The organism is Psychrobacter jeotgali (genome assembly GCF_904846315.1).
Lineage (GTDB): Bacteria > Pseudomonadota > Gammaproteobacteria > Pseudomonadales > Moraxellaceae > Psychrobacter > Psychrobacter jeotgali.
Map to the genome: position 1 here is coordinate 1,482,801 of NZ_CAJHAF010000001.1, position 26,810 is coordinate 1,509,610.

Consider the following 26,810-nt stretch of genomic DNA (forward strand, 5'->3'; position numbering starts at 1 on the left):
TAACGATGTTGCTATTTGATTTTAAAAACTATCTAAATCACAACTAGGACGATCTGAGCTTTGCATACGCAAGTTTTTACGCTCTTCTGCGGCGTCAAAACGACACTGCTGCAAGTCGCTCTTGATATCGAGTGGTGGAACAGGTGTAGGCTTGCCATTGTCATCTATAGCTACCATGGTAAAGTAACAACTGTTGGTATGACGAATGGTGCGTGCACGCACGTCTTCTGCTTCTACCCGAATCCCAATCTCCATAGAAGTTTTGCCAACGTAGTTAACACTAGCAGCAAAGGTGACCAGTTCACCGACATAAATAGGCTCACGGAACATCACTTGGTCAACAGATAGAGTTACTACGTAATGACCACTATAACGGCTGGCGCAAGCGTAAGCTACTTGGTCTAGCATTTTTAGCAGATCGCCACCATGGACGTTACCGATGAAGTTTGCCATATCAGGCGTCATAAGCACTGACATATATAATTCATGGTTTAAAGGCGCTTTTTTAGCCGTTGAAGTGGTATTGTACTGTGCCATAATATTCCTTGTAAGCGGTTATTAATTGAAAGTAATCTCTAAATATAAACCAGTGTAGCGCAAACTACTCACCTGATGACAGTGTCTTGTCGGTCATAAATTAGAGATACTGACTCTAATTTAGCTTAACCAATGAAAGCGATACGCCAACCACGCCACAATAGCACTGACCGTACCTGTCAATAACCCACCCCAGATGAAGTCCACCACCGCGGCATCTAAAGTATAACCTTTGAACAGTGCTAAGCTGGTAAAGTCATAAGTACCATACGCCATCAACCCTATTAGACCGCCCAACAGGAAAATATGGCCAATGGAAGCATTGGCTTTGATTTGTGGGTATAAAATCAACAGACATAGCGCCAATAAATAAAACATATAAAACACGCCAGCAGCGACCATATTGGGCTCATCAGCTAGCAAATGGCCGATGCGTTTTTCATAAAATAAGCCTGTCATAGTTTTGAGCCAAACCGCATCAATACCCAAAAATATCGCCACAGCAGCGAGATATATATAAACATAACCCATGATAAAATCCTTTTATGTGATGGTTATTTGTTCATCGCAACATTTTGGAAAACTAGGATAAAGCTCTTTAGCTACTCCATGAGCTGCTGGCAAATCAGAAAAATGCAGCGTATCGATATTATCAGGCTTCACCGCAGTCACTTGCACCACGCCTATTGTGCGCTCCAAAAACCCACCTTCACAGTAGCAGAAGTAAAACTCCCACAAACGGATAAAGGCCTCATCATAGCCAAGCGCTTTTATTTGCTCATGCTGTGCCATAAACGCAGCACGCCAATCACGCAAAGTGTAGGCATAGTCAAAACCATAATCGTGTAATTGCTTGATGACCATGTCGGTCTGTTCGGTAAATTGGATGGTTAGCTCTTGATTGGATAGCAAACAGCCACCTGGGAAAATGTGGGTCTGGATAAAATCCACTGACTCTAGATAGCTCTTATAATTTTGGTCATTAAAGGTAATGGCTTGCAAAACCATCAGCCCTGTTGGCTTAAGCAAGCTATTACATTTAGCAAAAAAGGTGGGCAAATACTCATGACCCACGGCTTCAATCATCTCAATGCTCACCAGTTTGTCATATTGCCCAGTTAGCTTGCGATAATCTTGTTTTAATAGCGTAATTTTATTAGATAACCCCGCTGCTTTAACACGGCGCTCTGCCTCTTTGAATTGCGCATCCGATATCGTAGTGGTGGTCACATGACAGCCATAATGGGGGGCAGCATAAATGGCAAAACCACCCCAACCGGTGCCAATCTCAATAATCTTATCGTCAGCACTTAATTGTAAACGCTGACAAATAAGCTCAAGCTTATGCTGCTGAGCCTCGCTAAGCGAGCTATCTGCTGCTGGATAGACGGCGGATGAATACATCATTGATTCATCTAAAAACCGCTGATACATCTCGTTACCCAAATCGTAATGCGCTAAGATATTAGACTTGGAGCCTACGGCATCATTACTACGCAGCTGATGGTTGGCTTTTTCAAACGCCTTACTGATACCAGCAAAACGGTTCTCAAGCTTATTTAATACCGCTAAATTACGCGCCGCCAAACGTATCAGTCCGGTCAAGTCATCAGTGTCCCACTGGCCTTCAATATAGCTATCAGCAAGGGCAATCGAACCCCCCAAAAGCAGTCTACGATAGACCCTGCTATCATGAAGCGTCAAGGTCACATGTAGAGAATGCCGACCTACCTTAGAGCTGGTGAGCTGAGCTGGCTGCTGCTCTTTTTTGCCGATTGCAGAGTCTTTGACAGGCTCACCAAAGATTTGACCAAAAGTTTGCTGGCTTGGTGCAGCCTGGCCGAAGTTCTCTATGAGGGTTAAGCTCCCAAACTGCAGATGCTTTAAAGCGCGAAATATCGCCTTTCTAGCCAAATAATTTAGGCTTTGGTTAACTGGTTTTAAAGCGGTGCTGGTACTTATCGTTTGGCTAATCTTGGCACTGAGCTTTTCTATTTTTGAGGTCGGCGTACGATCGGTTGGGCGTGCGGCCATGCTGCTAGTATCCTTTTGTGATAGCGTAAATAAATTTATTACCCACTATTTTTATAGACTTTTCCTTGAAATACTGTATTTGCAGCGTTATAGCTAATAGTTAGCTAAATACTATCTAGCACAAATATTTATAGTCAATTGAAAACAAACTGTTATAGATTTAAGTGCGCTACTGGTATAAATTTTACTTGCTGGCTGCTTGCGTATACTTCACAGAGGCTGCGCAACCCATATTTAAAAAAAGCATCCCAGCAGCGCTATCTCATTTTTAAAGTGCATCGACTCTACTTAGGTCAAACATTACTTTTTGATACCTTTTATTTTTCTTGTTGCTGACTGTCCGCCAGCTTTTCATCGTAATTAATATAAGGGACTTTTTTGATGGCATACAGCTTAAAAGCGTGCCAATAAATACGGCTTAGTGAGGTCATATTCATCAGTGGGTTTTTCTTTAGGCTTTGCTGAATACTTTGAGCAGTCATCATTTCGCCGGTCATTTTTATGCCTGTTTTGAGCACTTCGCCGCGCTCGTCACTGATATTGATAGCGATACGAACCTGCAAGCCATTATTTGGCTTGGTTTTTACTTTATCCTTTCCTACTTCACGCTTTGCTGCTGCATTTTTTCCTATCTCTTGTTTTACGGACACCTGCCAGCGATACAATTGGTCTATAGGATTAAATGGCGACACATGGAAGTCTTTATCGTGACAAAACTCAGTCTCTGCTCCATCCAATAAAAACCCATAATAATGACGCTTATCCCAAGGGGTGTTAGAGACCTCAGCCAATAAATGGGTCGGTGTTTGCGCCTCATCAAAACCTAAATAAAAATTCACAGGGCTAAAATAAATACCGACATTACGGCAAACCAGCATTCCCATTATATCGCCTGTAGGAGCGCTACCCGTATGATGGATGAAGGCTTGATTTAAACGCTGCATTAGCGCTTGCACGGGATTAACGTCGTCATCGATTTTGTTAACTGTACTGCTGCTAGTCGTCTCATTAACGCTATTTGCATTCTTTTTCTCTGGTTCCTGCAAATAATCAGCAGGGTAAAATTGCTGCAAGGCTCGGTGCTGAGCAGAAAATAACGGCAAAGCTTTTGCCAATATTTTATTAAAGGGTAGTCTGTTTAGAAGCTTATTACTCACGCTCGCATTAACTTCAGGCAGCGCCTGCCCGGCCGCCAAAGCACTAAAGTTGACCCCCCAATACCGATACGGATAAGCAAATTTATGCACACTCGGTAATAAGCGACTGTGCCACGTCGTGCCATGAAATAGCTGATGCGGCATCGTGGCTGCGTTGGTCGCTTTATCGTTGGACGGCTGCTCTTTGGCGGGCATAACGTTCTCTTTTATGGGTTCGAGATTACTGTAGTCGGTTGAAACTGATACATAGGTTTGAATGTGCTACTGGTATAAGTTTTCCTTGCTTGCTGTGCGACTCCGTCACTCCAGAGGCTGCACAAAATTCATCCCAGTAGCACTATGCTCTTTTTAGAATACGTCAAATATTCTAAATAGTTCATTAACTCTTTGCTTTACGGCGTCCAAATAAACCGCGCTTTTTCTTAACCGGCGTGATGCTTGCTTGTAAGGTAGCGATATAGTCTACTAGCTCTTGATTGGTGCTTGCGGTCAGGACTTGGCGCTTATTAAGGGTGCGCGAGCTTTTATCGGCTTTAACAGGCAATTCCTTATAGCGAAAAGGCGTGTGCGCCGTATCGCTGTCAGGCAAATGGCTGGGATCAACCTTGTCTTTGATATCGATGGCACTACCGAGCGCCTGACAAACCCTAAGGCCACTACGCACCCCATCTTCATGAAAGCCATTGAACCAATATGCCCCGCAAAAATGAGTGTGCGATCCATTACTAGAGATGCGAGGCCACGCGCCTTGCGCCGCTATCATCTCATTATCAAACACCGGATGACTGTAATCGATACTTTTAATAATTTGCGCCTCATCGATACCGTTATTTAAAATAACTGGATTAAGCGTGACCAAATAATTATGCTGCTTGGTTAAGCGTTGCAAAATATTCATATGATAAGTGAGTACCGGCTTTGACGCGGCTTGATTAAGTACAGGCCGCTTTGATTTTTTGCCACTTATCTCATCCAGCTTGTTGTTTAACTTATTATTAATAAGATAATTCCAGCTCGCCCAAGCTAGCGGTTTTTTGGGTAAAACGCTGGTATCGGTATGCAAAACTGCGGTATTTTTAGTGAAATGAAAATTCTGCAATACCTCAGTCTCATCATTACTGGCATCGCTAAGTAAACGCAGCGCCACATCTGCATGACAAGCAAAAATCACCTCATCAAATACCAGCTCTTGCAAATCATCATTGAGTTTATTAGCAACCAGTAACTTCACCTCGTTATCACGGCGACTAACCGACTGTACCGGACTGTTTACTCGTACTGTACCACCCGCCTTTACAAAGCGCGGAATGAGCTTATTGACATACTGCTTTGAGCCGCCTTTGATGGTAAACCACTGCGGACGATTGACCACATCAAGCAGACCGTGATTGTCAAAAAACTGGGCGAAAAATATCAGCGGAAAATCTTGTACATCTTCAAGGCTGGTTGACCAAATAGCAGATACCATCGGCAGTAGATAGTTATCCGTAAACAGTTTGCCATAGCCCTTAGCGCTTAAATAACCGCCCAAAGTCTGCTTAGTAAAAGCACTGGTGTCTTTAGCGCTCACTCGCGCCTCGTCATAGTCTTGGCGCAGCGCTTTGATATGTTTATTAAACTGCAGAATGTCTTTGATAAATTGCCAAAACATCGGGTTTAAGACGTTTTTGCGCTGTGATAATAAGGTATTAAGGGTATGCCCATTATATTCAAAATTAAGCGCGGTGTTTTTCACCGAAAAGCTCATGTCAGTCGCTTGAAACGGCACTTGCAAATCGTGCAGCAGACGAAAAAAGTTAGGATAAGTACGCTCGTTAAAGACGATAAATCCGGTATCAATGGCGCTGGTTTCAACGTGCTTATTTTTTATAAACGGCCACTTTACTTTTTTATCCGCTTGTAGCGCCACATCGATGGTATTAACATGTCCGCCGATATAGTCATTAGCTTCAAATAAAGTTACGTCATGCAACTTTGCTAGATAGTGCGCACAAGTTAAACCTGACACCCCGGAACCAATAATAGCTATGCGCTTTTTAAGGTTAGCATTATCAGTGTTTTTCATTTTGCCCACTTGATTACTCTTATGGTTACTTTTATCTTTTGCACGCTTTGAGCGGATAAATGACATAATTGCAGTTTCTCTTACTTTGGGTGTTATAGTCGATATACAATAAAACTGATAATCTCTTACCACGTGCTACTGGTAAAAATTTTACTTGCGTGCTGTGCCTACGCCGACAGAGGCTGCGCAAAATTAATACCAGTAGCACTGTATCGTTTGTGATATTTTTGACTCTATTAATCCTCTTTATACAGCTTAGTGGTGACTTGTTGCCAAACCATATCGGGCAATGCGCCTAAAGTTTTTAATGGCAAGGTGAGTTTTTTGGGAAATTCAATAACCTCATTACCATTAGCAATACCATCACGAATTGCTCGGCTTGCCTGCTCGGTGGTCTGCAAAAAAGGCATAGGGAAATCGTTTTGCTTAGTCATCGGGGTCTCAACAAAGCCCGGAACCACCAAACTTACCGCCACATCGTATGGCGCTAGACTAATTTGCAAGGTTTTCATCAGATAATGAATCGCCGCCTTGGAGCCGCCATAAGCTTCAGCACGCGGGAAAGGCACATAAGCAGATGCTGACCCTATACCCACCAAGCGTCCTTTTGACGCTATCAGTTTGGGCAATACTCCTTCGATAGCGTGCGAAAGTGTTCCCAAATTAATAGATATCACTTTCATAAAGCACTCACTGTCAAAGTTGGGCATGTCTAAATATTCGCAGGTGCCGGCGCAGCAAATCGCCAAATCCACTTGGTCGATCTCAGCAAATGCAGCAATCACTTTTTCTCTATCCATCAGGTCCAAATCGATAGCTGTCGCGCCAAGCTCTTTCAATTCAGCTAATGCCTCGTCATCACGCCCAACCGTGTAGACTGTATTCCCATCTAGCAAATAGTCTTTGGCTACTTGCTTGCCAATACCAGAAGTAGCGCCGGTAATAAGAATATGTAAGCTTTGAGGAGAGTCGGTCATTTTAAAAATCCTTTTTAAAATATTCTTCAAAATATAATCGGCTTTAAGAAATAAGCGAATCGATAGTCAATCAAAGATCAAAGACCAAAGACCAAAGAGTGCAAATTACTTCTGCTCAACTATAATCATTATTAAAATAAATCTTATATTTAACAGCCATTTATTCATTAAAGCTAAATAATCGCATAATTACCATATGCGGTAAAGCGATTATTGTTGTTACTTCACAATTCAATGTTCAAAGACGAATTATGTATACCGTCGCTAAATGCTATATTTTCTTTTATAGCGCTATAAGACAGCACTATATAGCCATGCTACAATAATTATCCGTAGCCACCATTACTGTTCCTAACTTCCACTCACCTATAAAAAAGGATATTCCATGAGCGAATTACAACTATCCAACCGTGTCAATAACATCAAGCCATCGCCTACTCTTGCTATTACTAATAAAGCCAAAGAGCTTAAAGCAGCAGGCAAAGACATCATTGGTTTAGGTGCCGGCGAACCTGATTTTGATACCCCTGATCATGTCAAAAAAGCTGCTATCGAGGCCATTAATAATGGCTTTACCAAATATACCGCAGTCGATGGTACGCCGGAGCTAAAAAAAGCCATTATTGAGAAGTTCAAACGCGATAATGACATCAACTACGAGATGAATGAGATTTTGGTGTCAGTCGGTGGTAAGCAATCGTTTTTCAACCTTGCTCAAGCCTTTATCAATGCTGGCGACGAAGTCATCATCCCAGCGCCGTATTGGGTCAGCTACCCTGACATGGTCATCATTGCAGAGGGCAAACCGGTTATCGTTGAATGCCCAGCCGAGCAAGATTTCAAAATTACCCCGCAGCAATTAGAAGATGCCATCACTGACAAAACTAAAATGTTGGTACTCAACAGCCCTTCTAATCCCACAGGGATGATTTATACTTTAGAAGAATTAAAAGGCCTCGCTGAAGTGCTCAAAAAACATCCGCACGTTTACGTGGTATCAGATGATATGTATGAACACATTCGCTGGACGGGTGACAAGTTTTATAACATCTTAAACGCCGCACCTGAATTAAAAGAACGCGCTATTATCTTAAATGGGGTGTCAAAAGCCTATGCGATGACCGGCTGGCGTATCGGTTATGCTGGCGGTCCTGCCAAACTGATTGGCGCAATGAAAAAGGTACAATCGCAGTCGACTTCATGCCCGACCTCAATCAGCCAAGTCGCTGCCGAAGCTGCCATCAGCGGCGATCAAAGCGTCCTTACCCCTATGATTGAAGCGTTTGAGCAGCGTTGTGATTTGGTAGTCGATGGTTTGAATGCCATCAAAGGCATCACTTGCCTACGTCCAGACGGTGCCTTCTATGTTTACCCAAATATCAAACCTTTGATTAAAGCCGCTGGCCTGTCCTCTTGCACTGAGTTCTCAGCATGGTTACTGGATAAAGTCGGCGTTGCCGTAGTACCAGGCGATGCGTTTGGCCTTGGTGGCTATATGCGTATCTCCTACGCTACCGATGAAGCTACATTAAAAGATGCGCTATCCCGTATCGAAAAAGCAGTGGCTGACTTAGATGTTGCTGAATAGGTTATCGGTTGTCGAATGAATCTAAACTGAGACGTCCATTAATGGGCGTCTTTTTATAATCAAAGGTAGTAAAACTGATGCGAAAAAGACTATTTAAGTCATTAAAAGCATAATATTTGGCAAAATTATAAAAAAGGCTTGACCTATTTTTTATCTTTGCTAGAATACGCCCCACTTAGCAACAACTCATCACCGTTGGCGCTAAGCTCGCAGTAAGTTAATTACCGCTTATTCCTCAATAGCTCAGTTGGTAGAGCGTCGGACTGTTAATCCGTGTGTCCCTGGTTCGAGCCCAGGTTGGGGAGCCATATTCTACAAGCTGTTTTATTCGCAGCTTGATACTACTTTGAATCGTTTTGATTCGATTATGGCATTTGCCAAGACCCTTATCACTTTGATGAGGGTTTTTTTATGGCTGTTAATATTGCTCTCACTGGCCTTTCCTAGCTATTTTAAATAATAAAGACTAAGCGCAGTTAACAGCATCGATTTTAAAATTTTATGCTTTTTATAGCCTTAGTTTTTACAGCGCTTAGAGGGAGAAAGTCTGCGCTCTATCCTAAAAAAAGCATATCCTAGCCAAAACTTAGTAAATATTTATAAATATTGGCTTATCGAGGTTGACAGACAATCATGACTTGGCTAAAATGTGCCCCACATAACGCAAACAAGCTCAAAGCTAATTAGAGTTTAATTTAGTAAATTTGCAGTTATCACAGCTTATTCCCCAATAGCTCAGTTGGTAGAGCGTCGGACTGTTAATCCGTGTGTCCCTGGTTCGAGCCCAGGTTGGGGAGCCATATTATAAAAAACCTTCATCCGTTACCGATGAAGGTTTTTTTATGGCTGTTGATTTTATACGGAACGGTGGTCATTGATAAACGGTGTTCTTTTAAGTGGTTTTGTTGTATGGTATCTATATATAGTAACTTATTATCGTCTGTACCCTTATCTCTTTGCTATTTAACGTAAAAGTAAGCCAATTAAGCAGACATTAATCTTGAAAAAGCACATAATTACCAGAAGCTTTCGTTCAATATCTTTATTCCTACTCACTTTAAGTAACGGTTTATTATGATACCTGTACGCATAAAAAATAAATTCTCTGATCACCCCCAAAAAGTCATGCGTCCGATTAGCATTCGTCTTTCTGAGGAGATGATAGAGCTACTAGAAGCAACGTCATCAGAGCTTGGATTTAAACGCATTCAAGGGCTGATTCGCCTTTACATTCGCCAAGGCCTTGATCGTGATCATCAAGACTATACTTTAGCCCATGATGAGGTATTTATTGAGACTCTGCGCAAGCGTGGTGTCAGTCAACGCATTATCGATGAAGCTATCGTAGTCACTCATAACAACAATATTACTCACCCCTTATCTGAACTCCAAGATCAAGAGCAGAAATAAGCTCGGTTTTGCCATAGTTAATCAAAACTGCTTGAAAATATAGTTTATAGTAAAGCCAAAAGGCCAGGCACTATTACAGTGCTTGGCTTTTTGACTTTTGTAAGACTCATTCTTAATCTGTAGCTTTTACTGTAAACCACCTTCTACAAAATTAAACACCCTATTTAGTGATATTTATACTTACTATGCTATTAAAAACGGTATATTAGACTATGATTTAAATAATAATACGGCTTAACAAAGCTCATAAGGAAAAGATTTATAAGGAGATAAATCGTGAATAGTTTAAAGCAATATTCCAGTGCCATTCTATTGATATTAATCTCATTAGGTCTCATTCCTACTGTTAGTGGCTGTTCTGCGCCGCAAAGTGATCCTACCAAACAGACTATTCCCACTGATTCAGACCAATGGCAAAAAAGACTGGGCGATAGTTTTGAGCAGCTATCTGCAAGCGATAGGCAGCTGCTCAGCCGTTATATGCTGCGCATGAAGCTGAGCGGTGCCTATGAGTCAGGAGCTATGCCACGCACCACCATTGGCCAAGCACTTACCCAACAGCGTGAATATGAGCGCTTGCATCCTAACAACCCTACAGGTGAGAGAAGCCCTATTGTTGGGAGTCGACAAACCATATTGATCAATACTCAAACCTACCCTATCGCCCTGTTACCTATTAAGACTAGCGATAGTGATAGCCTCAATCAGGTCAAACTACAATTTATGCTATCCAATCATGGCAGTGTAGCTATCGAGAGCTTTAGAGGGAAGCTAATGATGCAAGATGCAAAACTGACTAAAGGCAAACGCTTTAATGTGCCTTTAACGACCTTTGATCCGCCTATTATGCCTGAGCAGTCGGGGAAGATAGTGATTGAGAGTAGTATCGAAGATATTAACGTAATGCGAGCTATCAGAAACGCTCAAGATGTTAATATTACCATTGATGAAGGTATACTAACCCTTAGCGATGGTGAGCAAGTTGAGTTTAGTAAACAGCTGATTAAGTAAGCGACGTAATATGTGTTAAAACTTTCAATAAAAAAAGCCCCAATCATAATTGATTGGGGCTTTTTTTATTCTTTACTGCTAATTTGGCGGAGACGGTGAGATTCGAACTCACGAAGGGCTATGAACCCTTGCCGGTTTTCAAGACCGGTGCATTCAACCGCTCTGCCACGTCTCCATTGGTGCATCATTATAGCGATCTAAAATGATAATGCAATAGCCTAACCCAAAAAATTTAAATTATTTTATATTATGAGTCTATTGAATGGATAAATTAGGGTTTGGTTGCGGCCAAATGCAGACACATGTCGAGCAACCTATTGGCATAGCCCCATTCATTATCGTACCAAGCAAACACTTTATATTGTTCGCCTACTTGCATAAGTTGTTGACCATCGATAATAAGCGATTCAGTTTGATGAATAAAATCACTAGAGACTAGCGGCTCATCGGTATAAGCCATGATATCAGTTAAGTGCGCTTGGCTCGCCGTCTTAAGCGCCTCTCGTACTGACTCAATACTGACATCCGGCGTATTAAATACAAAAGTCACATCGATAGCTGCAACATCGATAGTCGGCACCCGAATAGAGTGACCATTAATCTTACCCTCCATCGCTGGCAACACCCGTTCGGTTGCCGCTATACTACTAGATGTTGTAGGGATAATATTGTGCCCTGACGCCCGCGCCCGCCGTGGATCACGGTGCGCTTGATCGAGTACGGTTTGATCAGCGGTGACCGCATGAATCTCGGTCATCATCGCTGAGCTCACTCCAAATGCCTTATCAAGGGTGTCAATAAGTGGCACCAAAGCCTGAGTGGTACAAGAGACGCTCGAGATAATCGGTAGCTGCTTGGTAAGCTGATCGGTATTGACCCCCATCACGATACAAGCATCAACGTTATCAAAGGGCGCCGCACCGATAATGACTTGCTGCGCTCCTGCCTTAATATGCAAATAGGCTTGATCATAAGAACGAAAGTGTCCGGTACATTCTAGTACCACATCGATATCCAGCGCTTGCCACGGGAGCTGCTCAGGATCGGCCTCAGAGAGCAGACGAATGCAGTAAGTATAATTGTTTTTGGTCAGACAAAGCTCGGTTTCGTAGTGACCCTCTATCGGCTCTTTGACGATATCCGCACTGACCCCTAGACGGCTTAAACGTCCATGCGTACTATCAAACTTAAGCAGATGCAACAAAATATCAGCCGGTGCCAAGTCATTTATCGCCACCACATGAATGGCTCGACCCAGCACTTCAAAGCGCTCTAATAATGCACGCAGTACATTGCGCCCTATACGTCCAAAGCCATTGATAGCTATGCGCAAAGGCTGGTCTGATGACTTATTATCCAAATTGCTCATAGGTGACACTTTGGTTTTAGTATTTAGAGGGTAAGAGGTACTAGAAAAATCAGGCATATAAATGAATCGCTATAAGTATGATAAGCCCAAAAGCTTATTAGAGCGTGTTGCGCTGAATATAGATTAGAATGAAAGCTAGAGTGAGGGTTAAACCGTTTCACCTAACCCATACAGCGTTAAGGAGTAATAAAAATAAGCGCCAAGCGAATGGTATTGTAGTCCACTTTTTGTTTCAGATAATCAAAGATAGGACGCAGCTTTATACTGCCATCATCGTTGAAGTCATTGGGATTATTAGCCACTTTAATGGCGATATAAGCATTCCCCACAGCGGTCATAATCTCGTCATCGGGACGCAGATGATCACAGGCAAGACTGGGATCTTGCGATTTGAGCTCACTAATATGGCGCATAATAGTAGACTGTGCCAGTCCGCGCGTTTGTGCAATCTCAGCGATAGACAAACTCTCTTCTAATAGAATTCTAGTCTCTGACAACGTGCTTTCTGATTTATCAGCGACTTGGTTGCCAAGCTTTTGCTTTTTATCCTGCTGAGCTTGTAGCCGTTCGCGGCGACGCTTTTGCAAGTTATCATAAGCCTCGATCACTGACTTACTCAAGGTGCCACCTGATTTTAGCACAAACTTCTCGTGCGCCTGCGTCATGCTTTTTTCATCGAGCATGCCATAGTTAGCATCGGCTTCCTCAGATAGCTCTAAAAAGCGCTTGTCGGCACCACGTGCCAAGGGATCAAGTTGTAAGCTCATTTTATTCATGCCGAGCAGTTGCAACCCTGCCAGCGACTTAAGCCGTGATAGCGCCACATAGCCTTGACCTAGCTCAAAGGTACGTGATAAGTCAATCTCAGCGGCGTCCAAAGTCATCCCTTGCGACTTATGGATAGTAATCGCCCAAGCCAGACACAATGGCACTTGATGATAGCTTGCCAGTACCTCCCCGCTCTCATCTTCGATGATCCACTCTTCGGGTTCAGCGATCACTTCACGACCTGAATTAAGACGGACTACGGGCATTTTTGGTGCGGCTGATTTTTTCTTTTTCGCTTTAGACTTTTCCGTATTCTTACCCTTGGTATTTGTATTGGTATTAAGATCATCATTATCGTCGATATCAATGCTCTTTTTATCGTTGCTCTCGTCCTCTGTGCTGTCTTTAAAGGCGTCATTTTGAGCTTGGTCTTTATCATCCACCTTTACCGCAGCAAAGCCAATCAGCTCACCCATCGTGCCGTTTGAGACGCCAAGCTCGGTGTTATTTTTGATAAACATCACTTTAGCGCCAACTTTGAGGATCAGCTCATCTTGAGTACGCACGGTTTTTTTCAAAGTATCGACTAGCTTACTATCGCCGGTCGCCGTCGACTCGAAGCGCATCATCTCGCCATCAAGCGCTGCAAGCTCTTTATCATTGATTTTATTGACGTTGAGATTATGAGTATAAAGCCGCGTACGCTTGATATCGACATCTTGATCAAAGGTATTCTCCAGCGCCGCTATGGCCTCAAAGCTGACTTCTTGACGGCGAATTTGATTGAGAATATCGTCCAAATCAAGACCACCATTGGCAGCTTCGCTAACTTGCCGATGCTGTTCAGACAGATAGCAGATATGAAACTTAGCATCAAGCCACGCCTCAGACATAAAAGCAAACTTGTCCCGATTACTCTCACCTTTACTCCCAATGGGCGGCAACTGAAAAAAATCGCCCGCTACCACCACTTGAATACCGCCAAATGCGCTATCATTTTTGCGCACATGCTTGAGCACTTGATTGACTGCATTAAGCTGCTTGGCATGCAGCATGGAGATCTCATCAATAATGAGTACCGCCGTATCTTTGAGCCTATCAGCCAAAAACTGCTTACGTGATAAGTTGGCTAAATCACGCTCGGATAACTCGTCTTTAATCCCAATCCCTGACCAGCTATGGATAGTAGTGCCGCTCATGTGTGTCGCTGCAATACCAGTACTAGCGGTAACCGCCACAGGCACTCGGCGCGCACGCAAATAGTTGATATATTGGTTAAGTGTGTAGGTCTTACCTGAACCTGCTGAGCCAGTCAAAAAGACGTTTTGACCTGTTTTTAGAATATCAAGAGCAGAAGATTGACGCATATATCCAAACCAATGAGTAATTTAGGGGTTGAGGGCTAAAGCACCATCCCAGCCCATAATGAATTGAAAGCTAAAAATAACTGACAATTATTATAGCAGTTGTAATGACTCTTGTAGTCAGTTTGCCCACCATTTTGAGTTATTAATACCTGATAACTTAAAGTTATACATTAGTTCATCAGACATTACTAAATTAAACTAGCAGTTCTCTCAAAAGCTTAGTACGATAGAGTAAGTAGCCCATCAGGAAGATAGGTTGCCGAGCCAGTAAGTCTATATTTTTTATATTGTTTTATAGCTCTATAAATAAACTTGCGCCCGATTGATCTCAAAATATATAACAAGGAACCGTTTATGTTATACGCCTATCCAAACACTGACAAAAGTCCGGTAAAATTCCGTGAGAAGTACGATAATTTCATCAATGGGGAATGGGTCGCCCCAGTCGATGGTGAATACTTTGACAACCCAAGCCCCATTGATGGTAAGACTATCTGCCAAGTGGCGCGCTCCAAAGAAGCTGATATCGAAAAAGCGCTAGACGCCGCCCATGCGGCAAAAGATGCTTGGGGCAAAACCAGCGTCACCGAACGTGCCAATCTACTACTTAAGATTGCCGACAAGATGGAAGCCAACTTAGAAGCCATCGCTATCGCTGAGTGCTATGAAAATGGCAAAGCGGTACGTGAGACTCTCGCTGCTGACATTCCTCTCGCTATCGACCATTTCCGGTATTTCGCCAGCGCCATTCGCGCCCAAGAAGGCGGTATTAGCCAAATTGATGATGATACGGTTGCCTACCATTTTCACGAGCCGCTAGGGGTCGTTGGTCAGATTATTCCGTGGAACTTTCCTATCTTGATGGCCGTATGGAAGCTTGCCCCAGCGCTTGCTGCCGGTAACTGTGTGGTGCTAAAGCCCGCCGAGCAAACGCCTGCTTCTATTCTATACATGCTGGAGACCATTGGCATTGCCGATATTTTACCCAAAGGCGTGCTCAATGTAGTCAATGGTTTTGGCGTAGAAGCTGGTAAACCGCTGGCCTCAAACCCACGTATTAATAAAGTTGCCTTCACTGGTGAGACTACGACCGGCCGCCTTATCATGCAGTATGCCAGCGAAAATATCATTCCAGTGACTCTAGAGCTTGGCGGTAAGAGTCCTAATATCTTCTTCGCCGATATTATGGATGAAGATGATGACTTCTTAGACAAAGCGGTTGAAGGTCTAGTGATGTTTGCGCTGAATCAGGGCGAAGTTTGTACCTGTCCTTCAAGGGCTTTAATACATGAAAGTATTTATGATGAATTTATCAAACGCTGTATCGAGCGCGTCAAAGCCATCAAAATGGGCAACCCCCTAAATACCGATACCATGATTGGTGCCCAAGCCAGCTCAGATCAGTTAGAGAAGATTTTATCCTACCTCGATATTGGCAAAAAAGAAGGTGCAGAAGTCCTCGTTGGCGGCGAACAAGCCCAACATGATGGCGATCTTGCAGACGGCTACTATGTGCAGCCGACTATCTTTAAAGGTACTAACGACATGCGGGTATTCCAAGAAGAGATCTTTGGTCCCGTGCTAGCCGTAACAACCTTTAAAGATGATGAAGAGGCCATGAGCATCGCCAACGACACCTTATATGGTCTTGGTGCTGGTATTTGGACGCGCAGTGTACACAAAGCTTATCGCTTCGGCCGTGGTATTCAAGCAGGACGCGTCTGGACCAACTGCTATCACGTTTACCCGGCTCACTCAGCATTCGGTGGTTATAAGCAATCAGGTATTGGCCGCGAGAACCATTTAATGATGCTCGATCATTATCAGCAAACCAAAAACATGCTGGTATCGTACAGTCCTAAAGCGATGGGCTTCTTTTAAGCCTATCTTTTGAGACACTTTATGGGAAGCGACGTAAAGTGTAGAACCGATGCTCAAAAGCATCTTTGACGTAAAAAAAGGAATTAATAATATGAGTAATAAAATGAAAGCTGCTGTCCTACATGAGTTTGGGCAGCCTTTACAGATTGAAGAAGTTGATATCCCAACCCCGGGTGCAGGCGAGATTGTAGTAAAAATGGAGGCATCTGGCGTCTGTCATACTGACTTGCATGCTATCGAGGGCGATTGGCCGGTCAAACCTAATCCGCCATTTATCCCGGGACACGAAGGTGTAGGCATTATTACTGCGGTTGGCGACAACGTTCATCATGTCAAAGAAGGCGACCGTGTTGGAGTGCCGTGGCTCTATTCTGCTTGTGGTCATTGTACGCATTGTTTGGGCGGCTGGGAAACCTTATGTCTACAACAAGAAAACTCCGGTTACTCAGTAAATGGTAGTTTTGCAGAGTATGTGCTCGCAGATGCTGACTATGTGGGTGTTATCCCTGAGGGTGTCGACTCTGTAGAGATTGCTCCAGTTTTATGTGCTGGGGTTACGGTGTATAAAGGTCTAAAAATGACTGACACCAAGCCCGGTGATTGGGTGGTTATCTCAGGCATCGGTGGTTTGGGACACATGGCCGTACAATACGCTATTGCTATGGGGCTCAATGTAGCCGCTGTCGATATCGATGATGAAAAGCTCGAATTTGCCAAAAAGTTAGGCGCAAAAGTTACGGTTAATGCCAAAAATACTGATCCTGGTGAATATATACAAGAAGAGATTGGCGGCGCTCATGGCGTGCTAGTAACGGCGGTATCGTCGAAAGCCTTTGATCAAGCGCTGAACATGTTACGCCGCGGTGGTACTTTGGTCTGTAATGGCCTGCCAACCGGTGATTTCCCTGTATCGATCTTTGATACTGTTTTAGATGGTATTACCATTCGTGGTTCCATTGTAGGTACTCGTCTTGACTTACAAGAGTCATTAGAGATGGCAGCCGAAGGTAAAGTAAAAGCGACGGTCGCTGCTGAGCCGCTGGAGAACATTAATGATATCTTTGATCGCATGCGTGACGGCAAAATTGAGGGACGTATTGTGATTGACTACCGTATGTAGCCATTAACAAGCCTGTAAAGGCGCTATAATGAAGCGCTATGATGTTGTGATTGAGATGGTTAATCACTTCAATCATTAATCACCGGCCGTATCATTTTCAACCCTGCATTACTAGCGGTTTGAGTTGAAGTGATACGGCCTTTTTTCTCTTATTTATTCTCTTAGCTATTAGTTATTAGTTATGTATTTTTTATTTAGGATTTAACAGCTTCAATATAAAACTTGCGATAAGGAGATCATCATGAAAGTCATGGCTACCCAAGCCTGTAAAGCACTCATTGACTTGCTAAAATCCAAACATGGCGAGCTTATGTTTCATCAATCGGGCGGCTGCTGCGATGGTAGCTCACCGATGTGTTATCCCTTAGGCGAATTCAAGGTGGGCGGCCAAGATGTCCTCGTGGGCGAGCTGGCTGGCTGTCCTTTTTATATGGGCAAGGCACAGTATAAGCTTTGGCAACATACCGACTTAACTATAGATGTGGTAGACGGCCGCGGTGCTAGCTTTTCGCTTGAGATCCCTGAGGGCAAACGCTTTATCGTCCGCTCAGAGGTATGTGAAGTATAAATTAAGATCTACTTTGCCCATCTCATAAGTCGACGCTGTTTAGTGCGCTGATAAATGAATGCGCTGATAAATAAATGTCCCGATAGATTGTCACATCGTTACATCGTTACATTGATACGCTTTAGTCATTATTATTTCTCTCTTTTATCACAATAAAAGCTATGGTAATAAGTGACTAACACTTGGTTAGCAAGGAAGCGACAAGGAATATCACATGGAAGTTGATAAGCAATTCGATTATATTATCGTTGGTGGCGGCTCAGCAGGCTGCGTGCTCGCCAGCCGTCTCACAGAAGATCCTGACATTAGCGTCTGCCTATTAGAATACGGCGGCGATGGCAAAGATCTTGCCGTTCGTGTGCCTGCCGGTCTCATCCTCCTCGTACCCGGTAAACCTATTAAACTCAATAATTGGTGCTTTCATACTACTCCGCAAACTCATTTAAACAACCGGCGCGGATTCCAACCTCGCGGGCAGTGTTTGGGCGGATCCTCAGCGATTAATGCCATGATTTATACTCGTGGTAGCGCCTTGGACTATGAGCGCTGGGTTGAGCAAGGTTGTACAGGTTGGGGCTTTGACGACGTCCTACCCTACTTTATTAAGTCTGAAAACAATGTCCACGGTAGCGATGAATATCATGGCGATAGCGGTCCGCTGCATGTTACAGATCTCATTAGTCCGCGTGATATCTCCAAAGCTTTTGTAGAAGCTGGCATTGCTAATGGACTGGACCACAATCCAGACTTTAATAAGGATAAACAAGACGGCGTAGGTTTATATCAAGTCACCCACTTTCATGGCGACAGGCAAGGCGAGCGCTGCTCAGCGGCGGCCGCTTATTTGCATCCGGTACAGAGCCGTCCTAACTTAAGTGTCATCACCCATGCACAAGTCAACCGCGTCATCTTTGAAGATAAAAAGGCGGTAGGTGTGGTCTATGAAAAACGAGATGGCGAGCTGACTATTAGAGCACATCATGAGGTCATTTTATGCGGCGGTACTTTTGGCTCGCCCAAGGTCTTGATGCTGTCCGGCATTGGTCCTGCTGAGCATCTAAACGAGCACGGTATCGATGTGCTGGTCGATGCCCCCGAGGTCGGCGGTAATCTGCAAGATCATCTGGATGTGGTTTTCGATTATGAGGTCAATACTACCGACGTCATTGGCGTTGGTATGGTAGCTGGCAAGAACTTCTTAAAAGCCATTTCGCAGTGGCGTAAAGACGGCACAGGTATATTAACTACCAATTATGCCGAAGCCGGCGCCTTTTTTAGTGTAGGCGACGATCCCAAAGAATGGCCCAATACGCAGCTGCATTTCGTAATATCGAGAGTTATCAATCACGGTCGCGAGCTAAAACGTGGCTATGCTATCTCTTGCCATGCTTGCTATTTACGTCCCGAAAGCCGTGGTACGGTCAGGCTTAATTCTGCCGTTCCCGATGATCCAGTACTGATCGACCCCAACTATTTATCGCATCCGAAGGACGTAGAGTATATGGTAGCCGGCGCTGAGCGTACTCGAGCTATCATGCAAGAAGCCCCCCTCGCCAAATATATCACTGAGGACTACCCAGCTCCTTATATCGAAAAGGACGGCATGCTGGGCTATATCAAGAATAAATCCGATACTATCTATCATCCGGTAGGTACTTGCCGTATGGGTTCTGATGATAGCTCAGTGGTTGATTTGGAGCTGAAAGTGCGAGGCGTAGAAGGCTTACGTGTGATAGACGCCTCAATCATGCCCACTTTGATTAGCGCTAATACTAATGCGCCAACGATTATGATCGCTGAAAAATTGGCTGATATGATTAAGGCTGAACATAATAAAACTAAAAGTGAGGTTAAGAACAGTCAAGTTAACAGTGGTAAGGCTGAGCATAGTCACCCTGAGCCTGTTTTAGCTTAAGGATTTATTCGAAGCTCTTTAAGGCGATATTCAGACTATTATAGAGCTTCGAGCTTTAGGGTTGTTTTATCACCTTCTTTACTAAACCTAAGCTTAGTGAGCCCTTTTTACTGAGATTCTAAAATTCGCTTGGTTAGCTTTTGCACAGGTTGACCGATGATTAAGACGGCAACGAATGCGGTTGGTAAGGCTACCTTCCAAGCATTTAAAAAGTTTATAAAAAAGTCATCTGACAAACCCAAATTTATAAATGTAATAAACATGGTCATCAGAAATGATAATAATGTAGACATTATGGCGGTATTAACCAATCTAAATTTAAAGTTCATGATTTCCCTATAAGTTAAATTTAATATTAATGTGAATGTGAATAGGCTTTTATTGCTGGTCTGCCTAAAACGATAAAAACATTATATATAAATACATAATGTTTTTGAATCTTAAAAAACCAAACGTGATGATTGATTATTTAGAATAATATTATATTAAATGACAATTTTTAACTTACATTACATTCACCACACCGCGACACTTAGGAAACTGACTACAGCCATAGAATGTTTGACCTTGCCGTATTCCTTTTTTGGCAACGCGCTTAATCATCTCGCCCTGACATTTTGGACAAGCAGGTATGCTCTCAGAAATAAGAGCTTCATTATTGGGTTTAACATTATGAGACGCGATAACTTTAGACTCGGGTTCTGAAACCTCAAACGGTGTAGGGAAAATAGTATTGTCGCTATTAAGCTGAGCACTGGTAGGCTGCTTTATAAATGCATCGGGATTTTCAACCTGCACTTGATCAGAGCGCTTATGCGCTTTTCTACTTTTAATCTTATCCGACGATTCTATTTCGGATTTGAGCTTAGTATTTAGGTTACTGTGTTTGTCTTTTAGATAAGTTTTATGCGTTCTATTGGTGCGCCAAGATTTAATAAATCGACTACTGTCAATCTGCTTCACAATGGCTTGAACCTCGTCCTCATCTAGTAACTTATCCTGCTTTTTCTTGATATAAGACACCATGCCGCTGGTTAACACCTGCTCTGGCAACTCATCACGAGTCTTAAGCTCGCACTCACCGATAAAAGCAATCATCGAGTGAAAATATCTTATATCTAACTCTAGTAAATCAGCTAACGTTTTAATATGTAGATAATTCTGCTGCAGTGGATTTTGGAATTTATATTTGCGCCCCATGATAACCTGCGTCCATTGTTTTTGCTTCTCATTGCCAAATATCCAACCTTTGTAATTTTTGGTTTCGATGACAAAAATGCCGTATACCGAAACTATGACATGATCAATTTGGGTGCTGCCGCCATTGGATAACGGTAAGGTGATATTATTTAAGCGATGATAGACTTCCTTTTCAAGCTTTAGCCACATGGCAACGTTGATAACGGTCTCGCCTAAGATACCTTTGAAACTGGAGATAAGAGACATTTTTAACTACCCATGATTTATTATAAACAGTAAATTACTATTCTAAGCAGCAAAAAACGTACCAATTTGAAGTTACTCAAATTTAAAATCAGCTTTTACTTAATTGATAATACAAGACCATCACCACACCGGCACTTCCATCACCAGCACTTGGGCATTGCTAACCACCTCCATCGTAAACTTTTCGACTTCGGTAATCGCCAAGCCATCACGCGGCTGTAAAGCTTTATCATTAATGATCACGCTACCGGATATAACAAACACATACGCACCATTATCAGTATTATTCAGCCTATAGCTTTGGGTCACGCCTTGCTCGAACTCACCCACACTAAACCAAGCGTTTTGATGAATCCACACGCCAGCGTCGTCTTTGTTTGGCGAGAGCACTTGATTAAACTGATTGCGGTTCAGTAATTCCACCAAGTTAACTTGTTGATAGCGCGGGGTGACGTCTTTTTTATTAGGCTCAATCCATATCTGTAAAAACTTAACCGGCGTATCTGCACTAGCATTCATCTCAGAGTGTACTACCCCCGTACCTGCCGACATAATCTGGATCTCGCCGCTGCTGATAGTGCTCTCATTACCCATGTCATCCTTGTGTACCAGCGCACCTGACAGCGGAATACTGACAATCTCCATATTGCGGTGCGAGTGCGAACCAAAACCATGACCGCCTTCGACATGATCATCGTTAATCACTTTCAGTACGCCAAACCCTACCCGCTCTGAATCATAATAATCAGCAAAGCTAAAGGTGTGTTTACTCTTGAGCCAACCGTGATGAGCACCGCCGCGCAAGCTTGCTGGATGATGGATAGTTTTCATATAAATTCCTTTATATAGCCTATATGTTTATAACATCGCCTAACCATAATGCTACACGGTAAAGCAGTCATTATAGTAGGCTATGCAAATATGAGTTGTCGTCTTTGTATCTTCATGATGTTATAAAACCGACATTTATAGTATTTACACTAGAGTCTGTTAAACATTTACATTGATTTATTTTCATCTGTTTCTTGGATCATAACTATGATTATACCTGCTACTTTATTGTCTCATTCAAAGCTGCGCTTCCTTAGCCCAGCTTTGACAGCGGGGCTATTAATGTCGTTAACGACTATAGGTTTCGCTGCTACCGATATTCCACAGAAATGGAAACTGGATGTACCAAAAACCAGTGCAGAATTTGAGGTGGCGTATCTAGGTAGTGCTACTGTCGATGGTCATTTTCATAAGGTCAACGGTTCAATAGACTATGATGTAAAAAAACCAACCAGCACTACGATAAACTTCCAAGTGCATACCCATAGCGTTGATACTGGCCTTAAGATAAGAGATTCTTTTTTACGCCGAAAAGAGCTGCTGAACTCTCAGCAATATCCTACTATGACTTTTGTCTCCAAAAAGGTGAAGATGATCACCCCTCAAGAGGCAGACATAACTGGCGATTTTACTGCTTTGGGTCAAACCAAACCTTTAACCGTAAGAGTCAAGTTAGCAGACGTGAAGACCGATCCTAGCACTCAAAAGCCCATTTTAAACTTTACCGCAACCGGTCTGGTCGACAGGTACAATTATGGGGTCACCGCTTTTCCTAGATTAGTCGGTACCAAAATACCACTTGAGATTACCGGCAAACTAATCCCTGCTAACTAACTTTACCCTTGAATAAAAGAAGAGCTGCTAGATTGACCTAGCAGCTCTTTTGGATTAAGCCGTTTGTTTAATAAAAAATAAAGCTACCATTGTTTTAGCGCACCAATAGTTCATCGTTTACCACATACCACGGCGATGGTTTTTCACCCAGCGATGCATACCTAAAGTATTAAGGGTTTTCATATTGCTAAAGTTGGTCCAGCTTTGCACTTCTGGGCTAAACTCTATATTGCGATAGAGCTGATCCCAGCTTTGTCCGGCACGCTCAAGCTTCAGCACTTGCTTATGCAAATCTACCATATAACGGCGTAGCGCCACTTGCTCGGCTTTAGTCGCCGGCGTGTAGTGACCGATATCGATAATATCGACGTCTTGTGCGATAACCCAATCTAAAGTATTAATCCAACCATCATAATAGAAGTCTAAAAAGTCGTTATAAGGCATGGTTTTGTTTTGGCAGACGTCAGTACATTGCAGCGCTTTCTGACGTGGAAACAGCACCATAGTCATACTATTTGAATGACTAGAATCAACATTGTATAGCTCAACCGTTTCACCGCCTAAAGTGATGGTCATTTTCTCATCAAATACTTTATCAGGAATGGCATAAGGCATTCTTTCACCAATGACAGGTTCAATCGCATTTCTGTGTGCAACGATAGTAGCGCCTTGTTTTTGCAGCACTTGACTCCCTGCCATATGATCAGCATGAGCATGGGTGAGCACATTGTATTTAATAGGAACACCAAAGCGGCTCTGAATCTCTTTGCTTAGCCACTCTGTAGCACAAGTTGCCCCGCCATCAACGACGAGAGCGCCTTCATCAGTTATCATCACAATACCGCTGTGGACGGCTAAGCCTGAACCATTGGTATGACGGTATAAGTTATCTTTCAATTTAGTAAGCGTTGGAGCGGCATCATCGCACATACCTACCGTAAAGTCGGGCAATACAGTGCGCGTAGTAATATTTGATTTGTCTACTCTAATACCGGTATCAGAAGCGGCATGAGCTGCTATTGAAAGAGTAAGACTAGCCAAGGTCAGTAAGGATTTTTTTAATAAAGTCATAATACGCCTTAAATATTATTGAAGTGATATTAGTATTAAGTAGAAGTCTCGAAAAATGAGAAGTACGAGGCACAAAAGCTTACCTTCTAGCAATAATATATAACAAACACTCATACTGTTAAAGTATTATTTAATTTAACGGGCTATTAGTTAGTTAAATATCATAATAAAGCTTGATATTTTCTATTTTTAGAATAAAATAAATATCATAGGATCATGCTCTTATGGCTTTAGTCTTATAGTTATCACAACTAGTCATTTACACCATATCAATACTACTCTCAAGTATAGAGTACTGTATGGATGAGTTAACATCTAATTACTTAAGGATACAAAATGGAATCATTACTCGAAAATCCAGAAGAAAAGTTAGACGCCATAGCCAAAAAAACTATTTCAAGACGTAAGCTACTGGGAGCAGCGGGTATCGGTCTGAGTGCTTTACCTCTAATGAGTACGCAAGTGTTTGCAGCTGCAAATGATGCTGCAAGACCAGCCGTACCTTATCGAGCTAGTACCGCTGAAAAAAGTCTTGATATCATTAGTCTTGATCGCCTTGAAGTGGAAGCTCGCGGCGTTATTCCAAAGGCAGGATATGAGTTTGTATCTGGCGGCGCAGGAGATGAATGGACGCTGCACGAAAACCGTAGAGCCTTTGATGATTATCGTATCGCTGCCAAACGTTTAGTCGGTTTATCTAGTGATGATATCAATATCAAAACTCAGTTATTAGGTCTGAATATGCCATCACCAATTATGGTTGCGCCTATGGGTGCACATATGATGGTTCATGAGCAAGGTGAAAAAGACACTGCACGCGGTGCCGGTCTAGCCAATACCTTATATTGCTCGTCAGGCGCTTCTAACAGCACATTAGAAGAGATCTCTAAAGCGACAAATGGACCAAAATGGTTTCAGTTATACTGGAATAACGATGAGGCGGTAACGCGCTCATTACTTACTCGCGCCAAAGAGTCTGGTTATTCTGCAATTATCTTAACTGCTGATGCTCTAGGACCTGGTATGCCTGAGGACTTCAAAGCGATGGGGAGCCCTTTCCGTCCAGATGCGAACTTTGCTAATCATGATCCTAAAAAAGGGGGTTTTGGGAACTTTTTTGATCAAAAGACTTCTTTAACGCCTGAAAACATTCAATTTATCAAACGTTTCACTGGTCTGCCTGTAGTAGTCAAAGGCATTCTACGCCCTGATGATGCTGATAGATTTATCCGTGCAGGTGCTGACGCTATACAAGTTTCTAATCACGGCGGCCGTCAAATCGATGGTGTTCCTGCTAGTATCACTGCCCTGCCGCCTATAGTAAAAGTGGTAAATAAACGCGTACCGATTATCTTAGATGGTGGTATTCGCCGTGGTATCGACATCGTGCGCGCGATTGCCATGGGCGCTGATGCCGTAGCAGTGGGTCGTCCAATGATGTATGGTTTAGGACTGGGTGGTGCAAAAGGTGTGCAGTCGGTCATTGAGCACTTAAACAACGATCTGAAATCTACCATGCTGTTAACTGGTGCAGCAAAACTGTCTGATTTGAATCCAAACTATATCGATATCGTTGGTGAAAACGAAAGATTTGACACCTATAACGGCTAATCAGTGTAATAAAGCTAAACTAATTTAATCAATATAGACAAGAGCTGCTAACCTAGTTAGTAGCTCTTTTTTTGGTTTAGAATCGACTATGGGGTTTTATTGTGTAGCTCTAGTCTCCTCGACTTGCACCTTGCCTCAAATCATTTTAGCTAGCAGCAGTGCCTATCTTTGAATAGTAGATATTCATAATCAAATGATAATAAAAAATCCAATTCTAAACGCTTAGTTTCAACGTCTAAAATTGGATTCATCACTACACAAGTAAGGTTTTATTTCAGATAAGTTATTGGTTATTTAACAGTATTATGATCGAAAACCTAAATATAAACTTAGCAGATATTAGAGCAATATCTGACTAAATTGTTTAATACTGCCATGGTTGATCTTGGCTTTTATCAATATTACCAGTTCTCTTATTTTGTTTTTTCTGAACTAGGGTATCTATTCTATCCTGCTTTTTCTGCGCCTCTTGGTTAATCTTATCTAACATTTTCTGCATCTTTTTGTCTATCTTATCTTGTTCTTTTTGACGCTTCTTGTCTAGTTTAGCCTGCTCTTTTTGGTACTTTTTATCTACTTCATCTTGCTCTTTTTGAATCTTCTTATCTATTTTATCCTGCTCTTTTTGGCGTTGTTTATCTATCTTATTTTGTTCCTTTTGACGCTTCTTGTCTTGTTTAGCTTGCATTTTTTGATCCCTTTTGCTTAATTTATTATTATCTATCTTATCGTTCTTAACGGATTTCTTTGACATGATATGCACCTCTAGTAATATTATTATGTAGAATATCTTGATACTTTATATTAGGTGAGTATCTATATTGAGTCAACTTCTCACTACAAATATACACCTCAAAGCACTGTTTCTTTAAATTAATATACAAAGCGCAACGCTAATTAATATTATGAAATATCTGATTGATTTCTTAGACATGTAAAAAAAGAGAATTTTGGGATGCATTCAGCGCAGCAATATAACTTAAATTTAAAGCTTGAGAAAAAACAAAAAGCTTAGCCTCGATATCTGCTGCTTTAAAGATGAGAAATTATGCGGGTCACGGCTCGGTTTTCTTTAACGGTTCATTCGTGCCTCGTCCCTCGGCAGTATTGCAACCTTTTACTTAGACCAATACTTTACTGTCACCTCGCTCACCTTTAGCAAAAGCAAAGCATTACGAGCGGGTGAAATATGATGTTTGCCGTAGGGTGGCGTTAGACTTGTCACACTCTCGTAGAGAATGATGGGAAGG

General features: G+C 42.5%; 22 protein-coding genes and 3 tRNA genes. 11 read left to right on the forward strand and 14 right to left on the reverse strand.

Going from position 1 to position 26,810, the window contains the following annotated elements; all coding sequences use genetic code 11:
- Nucleotides 1–21: 21 nt before the first annotated feature.
- From JMX18_RS05895 to JMX18_RS05920, 6 genes are all read right to left on the reverse strand, one after another.
- Nucleotides 22–537 (reverse strand): acyl-CoA thioesterase, encoded by a 516-nt coding sequence (locus JMX18_RS05895; RefSeq protein ID WP_201585667.1) that lies wholly within the window; start codon nucleotides 535–537, stop codon nucleotides 22–24.
- A gap of 120 nt (nucleotides 538–657) precedes the next feature.
- Nucleotides 658–1,068 (reverse strand): DUF2177 family protein, encoded by a 411-nt coding sequence (locus tag JMX18_RS05900; RefSeq protein ID WP_201585669.1) that lies wholly within the window; start codon nucleotides 1,066–1,068, stop codon nucleotides 658–660.
- Nucleotides 1,069–1,080: 12 nt separating this feature from the next.
- The gene (locus JMX18_RS05905) at nucleotides 1,081–2,571 is read right to left on the reverse strand and encodes an SAM-dependent methyltransferase (RefSeq protein ID WP_201585671.1); all 1,491 of its coding nucleotides are present in this window, start codon (nucleotides 2,569–2,571) and stop codon (nucleotides 1,081–1,083) included.
- A 317-nt stretch (nucleotides 2,572–2,888) separates the two neighbouring features.
- Nucleotides 2,889–3,923: a DUF1365 domain-containing protein gene (locus tag JMX18_RS05910; protein WP_201585673.1), complete on the reverse strand. Its 1,035-nt coding sequence runs from the start codon at nucleotides 3,921–3,923 to the stop codon at nucleotides 2,889–2,891.
- Between the two features lie 184 nt (nucleotides 3,924–4,107).
- Nucleotides 4,108–5,859: an NAD(P)/FAD-dependent oxidoreductase gene (locus tag JMX18_RS05915; RefSeq protein WP_201585675.1), complete on the reverse strand. Its 1,752-nt coding sequence runs from the start codon at nucleotides 5,857–5,859 to the stop codon at nucleotides 4,108–4,110.
- Nucleotides 5,860–6,029: 170 nt separating this feature from the next.
- Nucleotides 6,030–6,770, reverse strand: a complete 741-nt coding sequence (locus JMX18_RS05920; protein WP_201585683.1) for an SDR family NAD(P)-dependent oxidoreductase — start codon at nucleotides 6,768–6,770, stop codon at nucleotides 6,030–6,032.
- Between the two features lie 385 nt (nucleotides 6,771–7,155).
- Between JMX18_RS05920 and JMX18_RS05925 the strand changes: the two genes are divergently transcribed.
- The 5 genes from JMX18_RS05925 to JMX18_RS05945 all read left to right on the forward strand — a co-directional run bounded on the left by JMX18_RS05925 (nucleotide 7,156) and on the right by JMX18_RS05945 (nucleotide 10,779).
- Complete coding sequence (locus tag JMX18_RS05925) at nucleotides 7,156–8,358, forward strand: pyridoxal phosphate-dependent aminotransferase (RefSeq protein ID WP_201585685.1); 1,203 nt, start codon at nucleotides 7,156–7,158, stop codon at nucleotides 8,356–8,358.
- A 232-nt stretch (nucleotides 8,359–8,590) separates the two neighbouring features.
- Nucleotides 8,591–8,666: transfer RNA gene (locus JMX18_RS05930), tRNA-Asn, on the forward strand.
- A gap of 416 nt (nucleotides 8,667–9,082) precedes the next feature.
- Nucleotides 9,083–9,158 (forward strand) — tRNA-Asn (locus JMX18_RS05935).
- Nucleotides 9,159–9,432: 274 nt separating this feature from the next.
- On the forward strand, nucleotides 9,433–9,768 hold the full coding sequence (locus JMX18_RS05940; RefSeq protein WP_201585687.1) for a CopG family transcriptional regulator: 336 nt from the start codon (nucleotides 9,433–9,435) through the stop codon (nucleotides 9,766–9,768).
- Nucleotides 9,769–10,044: 276 nt separating this feature from the next.
- Entirely contained in the window at nucleotides 10,045–10,779 is a 735-nt protein-coding gene (locus JMX18_RS05945; RefSeq protein WP_201585689.1) for a hypothetical protein, read from the forward strand.
- A gap of 84 nt (nucleotides 10,780–10,863) precedes the next feature.
- Here the strand turns inward: JMX18_RS05945 and JMX18_RS05950 are convergent.
- The 3 genes from JMX18_RS05950 to JMX18_RS05960 form a co-directional block, all read right to left on the reverse strand.
- Nucleotides 10,864–10,954, reverse strand: a tRNA-Ser gene (locus JMX18_RS05950).
- A gap of 96 nt (nucleotides 10,955–11,050) precedes the next feature.
- Nucleotides 11,051–12,205 carry a type I glyceraldehyde-3-phosphate dehydrogenase gene (locus JMX18_RS05955; protein WP_201585691.1) on the reverse strand — a complete coding sequence of 385 codons (1,155 nt, stop codon included), beginning with the start codon at nucleotides 12,203–12,205 and terminating at the stop codon, nucleotides 11,051–11,053.
- 119 nt (nucleotides 12,206–12,324) lie between these two features.
- A complete protein-coding gene (locus tag JMX18_RS05960; protein ID WP_201585693.1) occupies nucleotides 12,325–14,283 on the reverse strand; it encodes an AAA family ATPase in 1,959 nt (652 codons plus the stop codon).
- Between the two features lie 354 nt (nucleotides 14,284–14,637).
- On the opposite strand from JMX18_RS05960, the gene exaC reads away from it, so the two are divergent.
- The 4 genes from exaC (at nucleotide 14,638) to JMX18_RS05980 (ending at nucleotide 19,767) form a co-directional block, all read left to right on the forward strand.
- Nucleotides 14,638–16,164 carry an acetaldehyde dehydrogenase ExaC gene (gene exaC / locus JMX18_RS05965; RefSeq protein WP_201585695.1) on the forward strand — a complete coding sequence of 509 codons (1,527 nt, stop codon included), beginning with the start codon at nucleotides 14,638–14,640 and terminating at the stop codon, nucleotides 16,162–16,164.
- Between the two features lie 91 nt (nucleotides 16,165–16,255).
- On the forward strand, nucleotides 16,256–17,284 hold the full coding sequence (gene adhP / locus JMX18_RS05970; RefSeq protein ID WP_201585697.1) for an alcohol dehydrogenase AdhP: 1,029 nt from the start codon (nucleotides 16,256–16,258) through the stop codon (nucleotides 17,282–17,284).
- Nucleotides 17,285–17,525: 241 nt separating this feature from the next.
- Nucleotides 17,526–17,852 carry a DUF779 domain-containing protein gene (locus JMX18_RS05975; protein WP_201585699.1) on the forward strand — a complete coding sequence of 109 codons (327 nt, stop codon included), beginning with the start codon at nucleotides 17,526–17,528 and terminating at the stop codon, nucleotides 17,850–17,852.
- Nucleotides 17,853–18,066: 214 nt separating this feature from the next.
- The gene (locus JMX18_RS05980; RefSeq protein WP_201585701.1) at nucleotides 18,067–19,767 is read left to right on the forward strand and encodes a GMC family oxidoreductase; all 1,701 of its coding nucleotides are present in this window, start codon (nucleotides 18,067–18,069) and stop codon (nucleotides 19,765–19,767) included.
- 107 nt (nucleotides 19,768–19,874) lie between these two features.
- Here the strand turns inward: JMX18_RS05980 and JMX18_RS13325 are convergent, their stop codons facing one another.
- The 3 genes from JMX18_RS13325 to JMX18_RS05995 form a co-directional block, all read right to left on the reverse strand.
- Nucleotides 19,875–20,096 carry a DUF2798 domain-containing protein gene (locus JMX18_RS13325; protein ID WP_201585703.1) on the reverse strand — a complete coding sequence of 74 codons (222 nt, stop codon included), beginning with the start codon at nucleotides 20,094–20,096 and terminating at the stop codon, nucleotides 19,875–19,877.
- Between the two features lie 175 nt (nucleotides 20,097–20,271).
- On the reverse strand, nucleotides 20,272–21,213 hold the full coding sequence (locus JMX18_RS05990; protein WP_201585705.1) for an NERD domain-containing protein: 942 nt from the start codon (nucleotides 21,211–21,213) through the stop codon (nucleotides 20,272–20,274).
- 120 nt (nucleotides 21,214–21,333) lie between these two features.
- Complete coding sequence (locus JMX18_RS05995; RefSeq protein WP_201585707.1) at nucleotides 21,334–22,044, reverse strand: pirin family protein; 711 nt, start codon at nucleotides 22,042–22,044, stop codon at nucleotides 21,334–21,336.
- Nucleotides 22,045–22,251: 207 nt separating this feature from the next.
- Between JMX18_RS05995 and JMX18_RS06000 the strand changes: the two genes are divergently transcribed.
- Entirely contained in the window at nucleotides 22,252–22,878 is a 627-nt protein-coding gene (locus JMX18_RS06000) for a YceI family protein (RefSeq protein WP_201585709.1), read from the forward strand.
- 117 nt (nucleotides 22,879–22,995) lie between these two features.
- On the opposite strand, the gene JMX18_RS06005 is transcribed toward JMX18_RS06000, so the two are convergent.
- On the reverse strand, nucleotides 22,996–23,949 hold the full coding sequence (locus JMX18_RS06005) for an MBL fold metallo-hydrolase (RefSeq protein WP_201585717.1): 954 nt from the start codon (nucleotides 23,947–23,949) through the stop codon (nucleotides 22,996–22,998).
- A 336-nt stretch (nucleotides 23,950–24,285) separates the two neighbouring features.
- Here JMX18_RS06005 and JMX18_RS06010 point away from each other — a divergent pair, with 336 nt between their 5' ends.
- On the forward strand, nucleotides 24,286–25,560 hold the full coding sequence (locus tag JMX18_RS06010) for an alpha-hydroxy-acid oxidizing protein (RefSeq protein WP_201585723.1): 1,275 nt from the start codon (nucleotides 24,286–24,288) through the stop codon (nucleotides 25,558–25,560).
- A gap of 364 nt (nucleotides 25,561–25,924) precedes the next feature.
- Here JMX18_RS06010 and JMX18_RS06015 read toward each other — a convergent pair whose 3' ends face one another.
- Nucleotides 25,925–26,314, reverse strand: coding sequence for a hypothetical protein (locus JMX18_RS06015; protein WP_201585725.1), 390 nt, complete (start codon nucleotides 26,312–26,314; stop codon nucleotides 25,925–25,927).
- Nucleotides 26,315–26,810 lie beyond the last annotated feature (496 nt).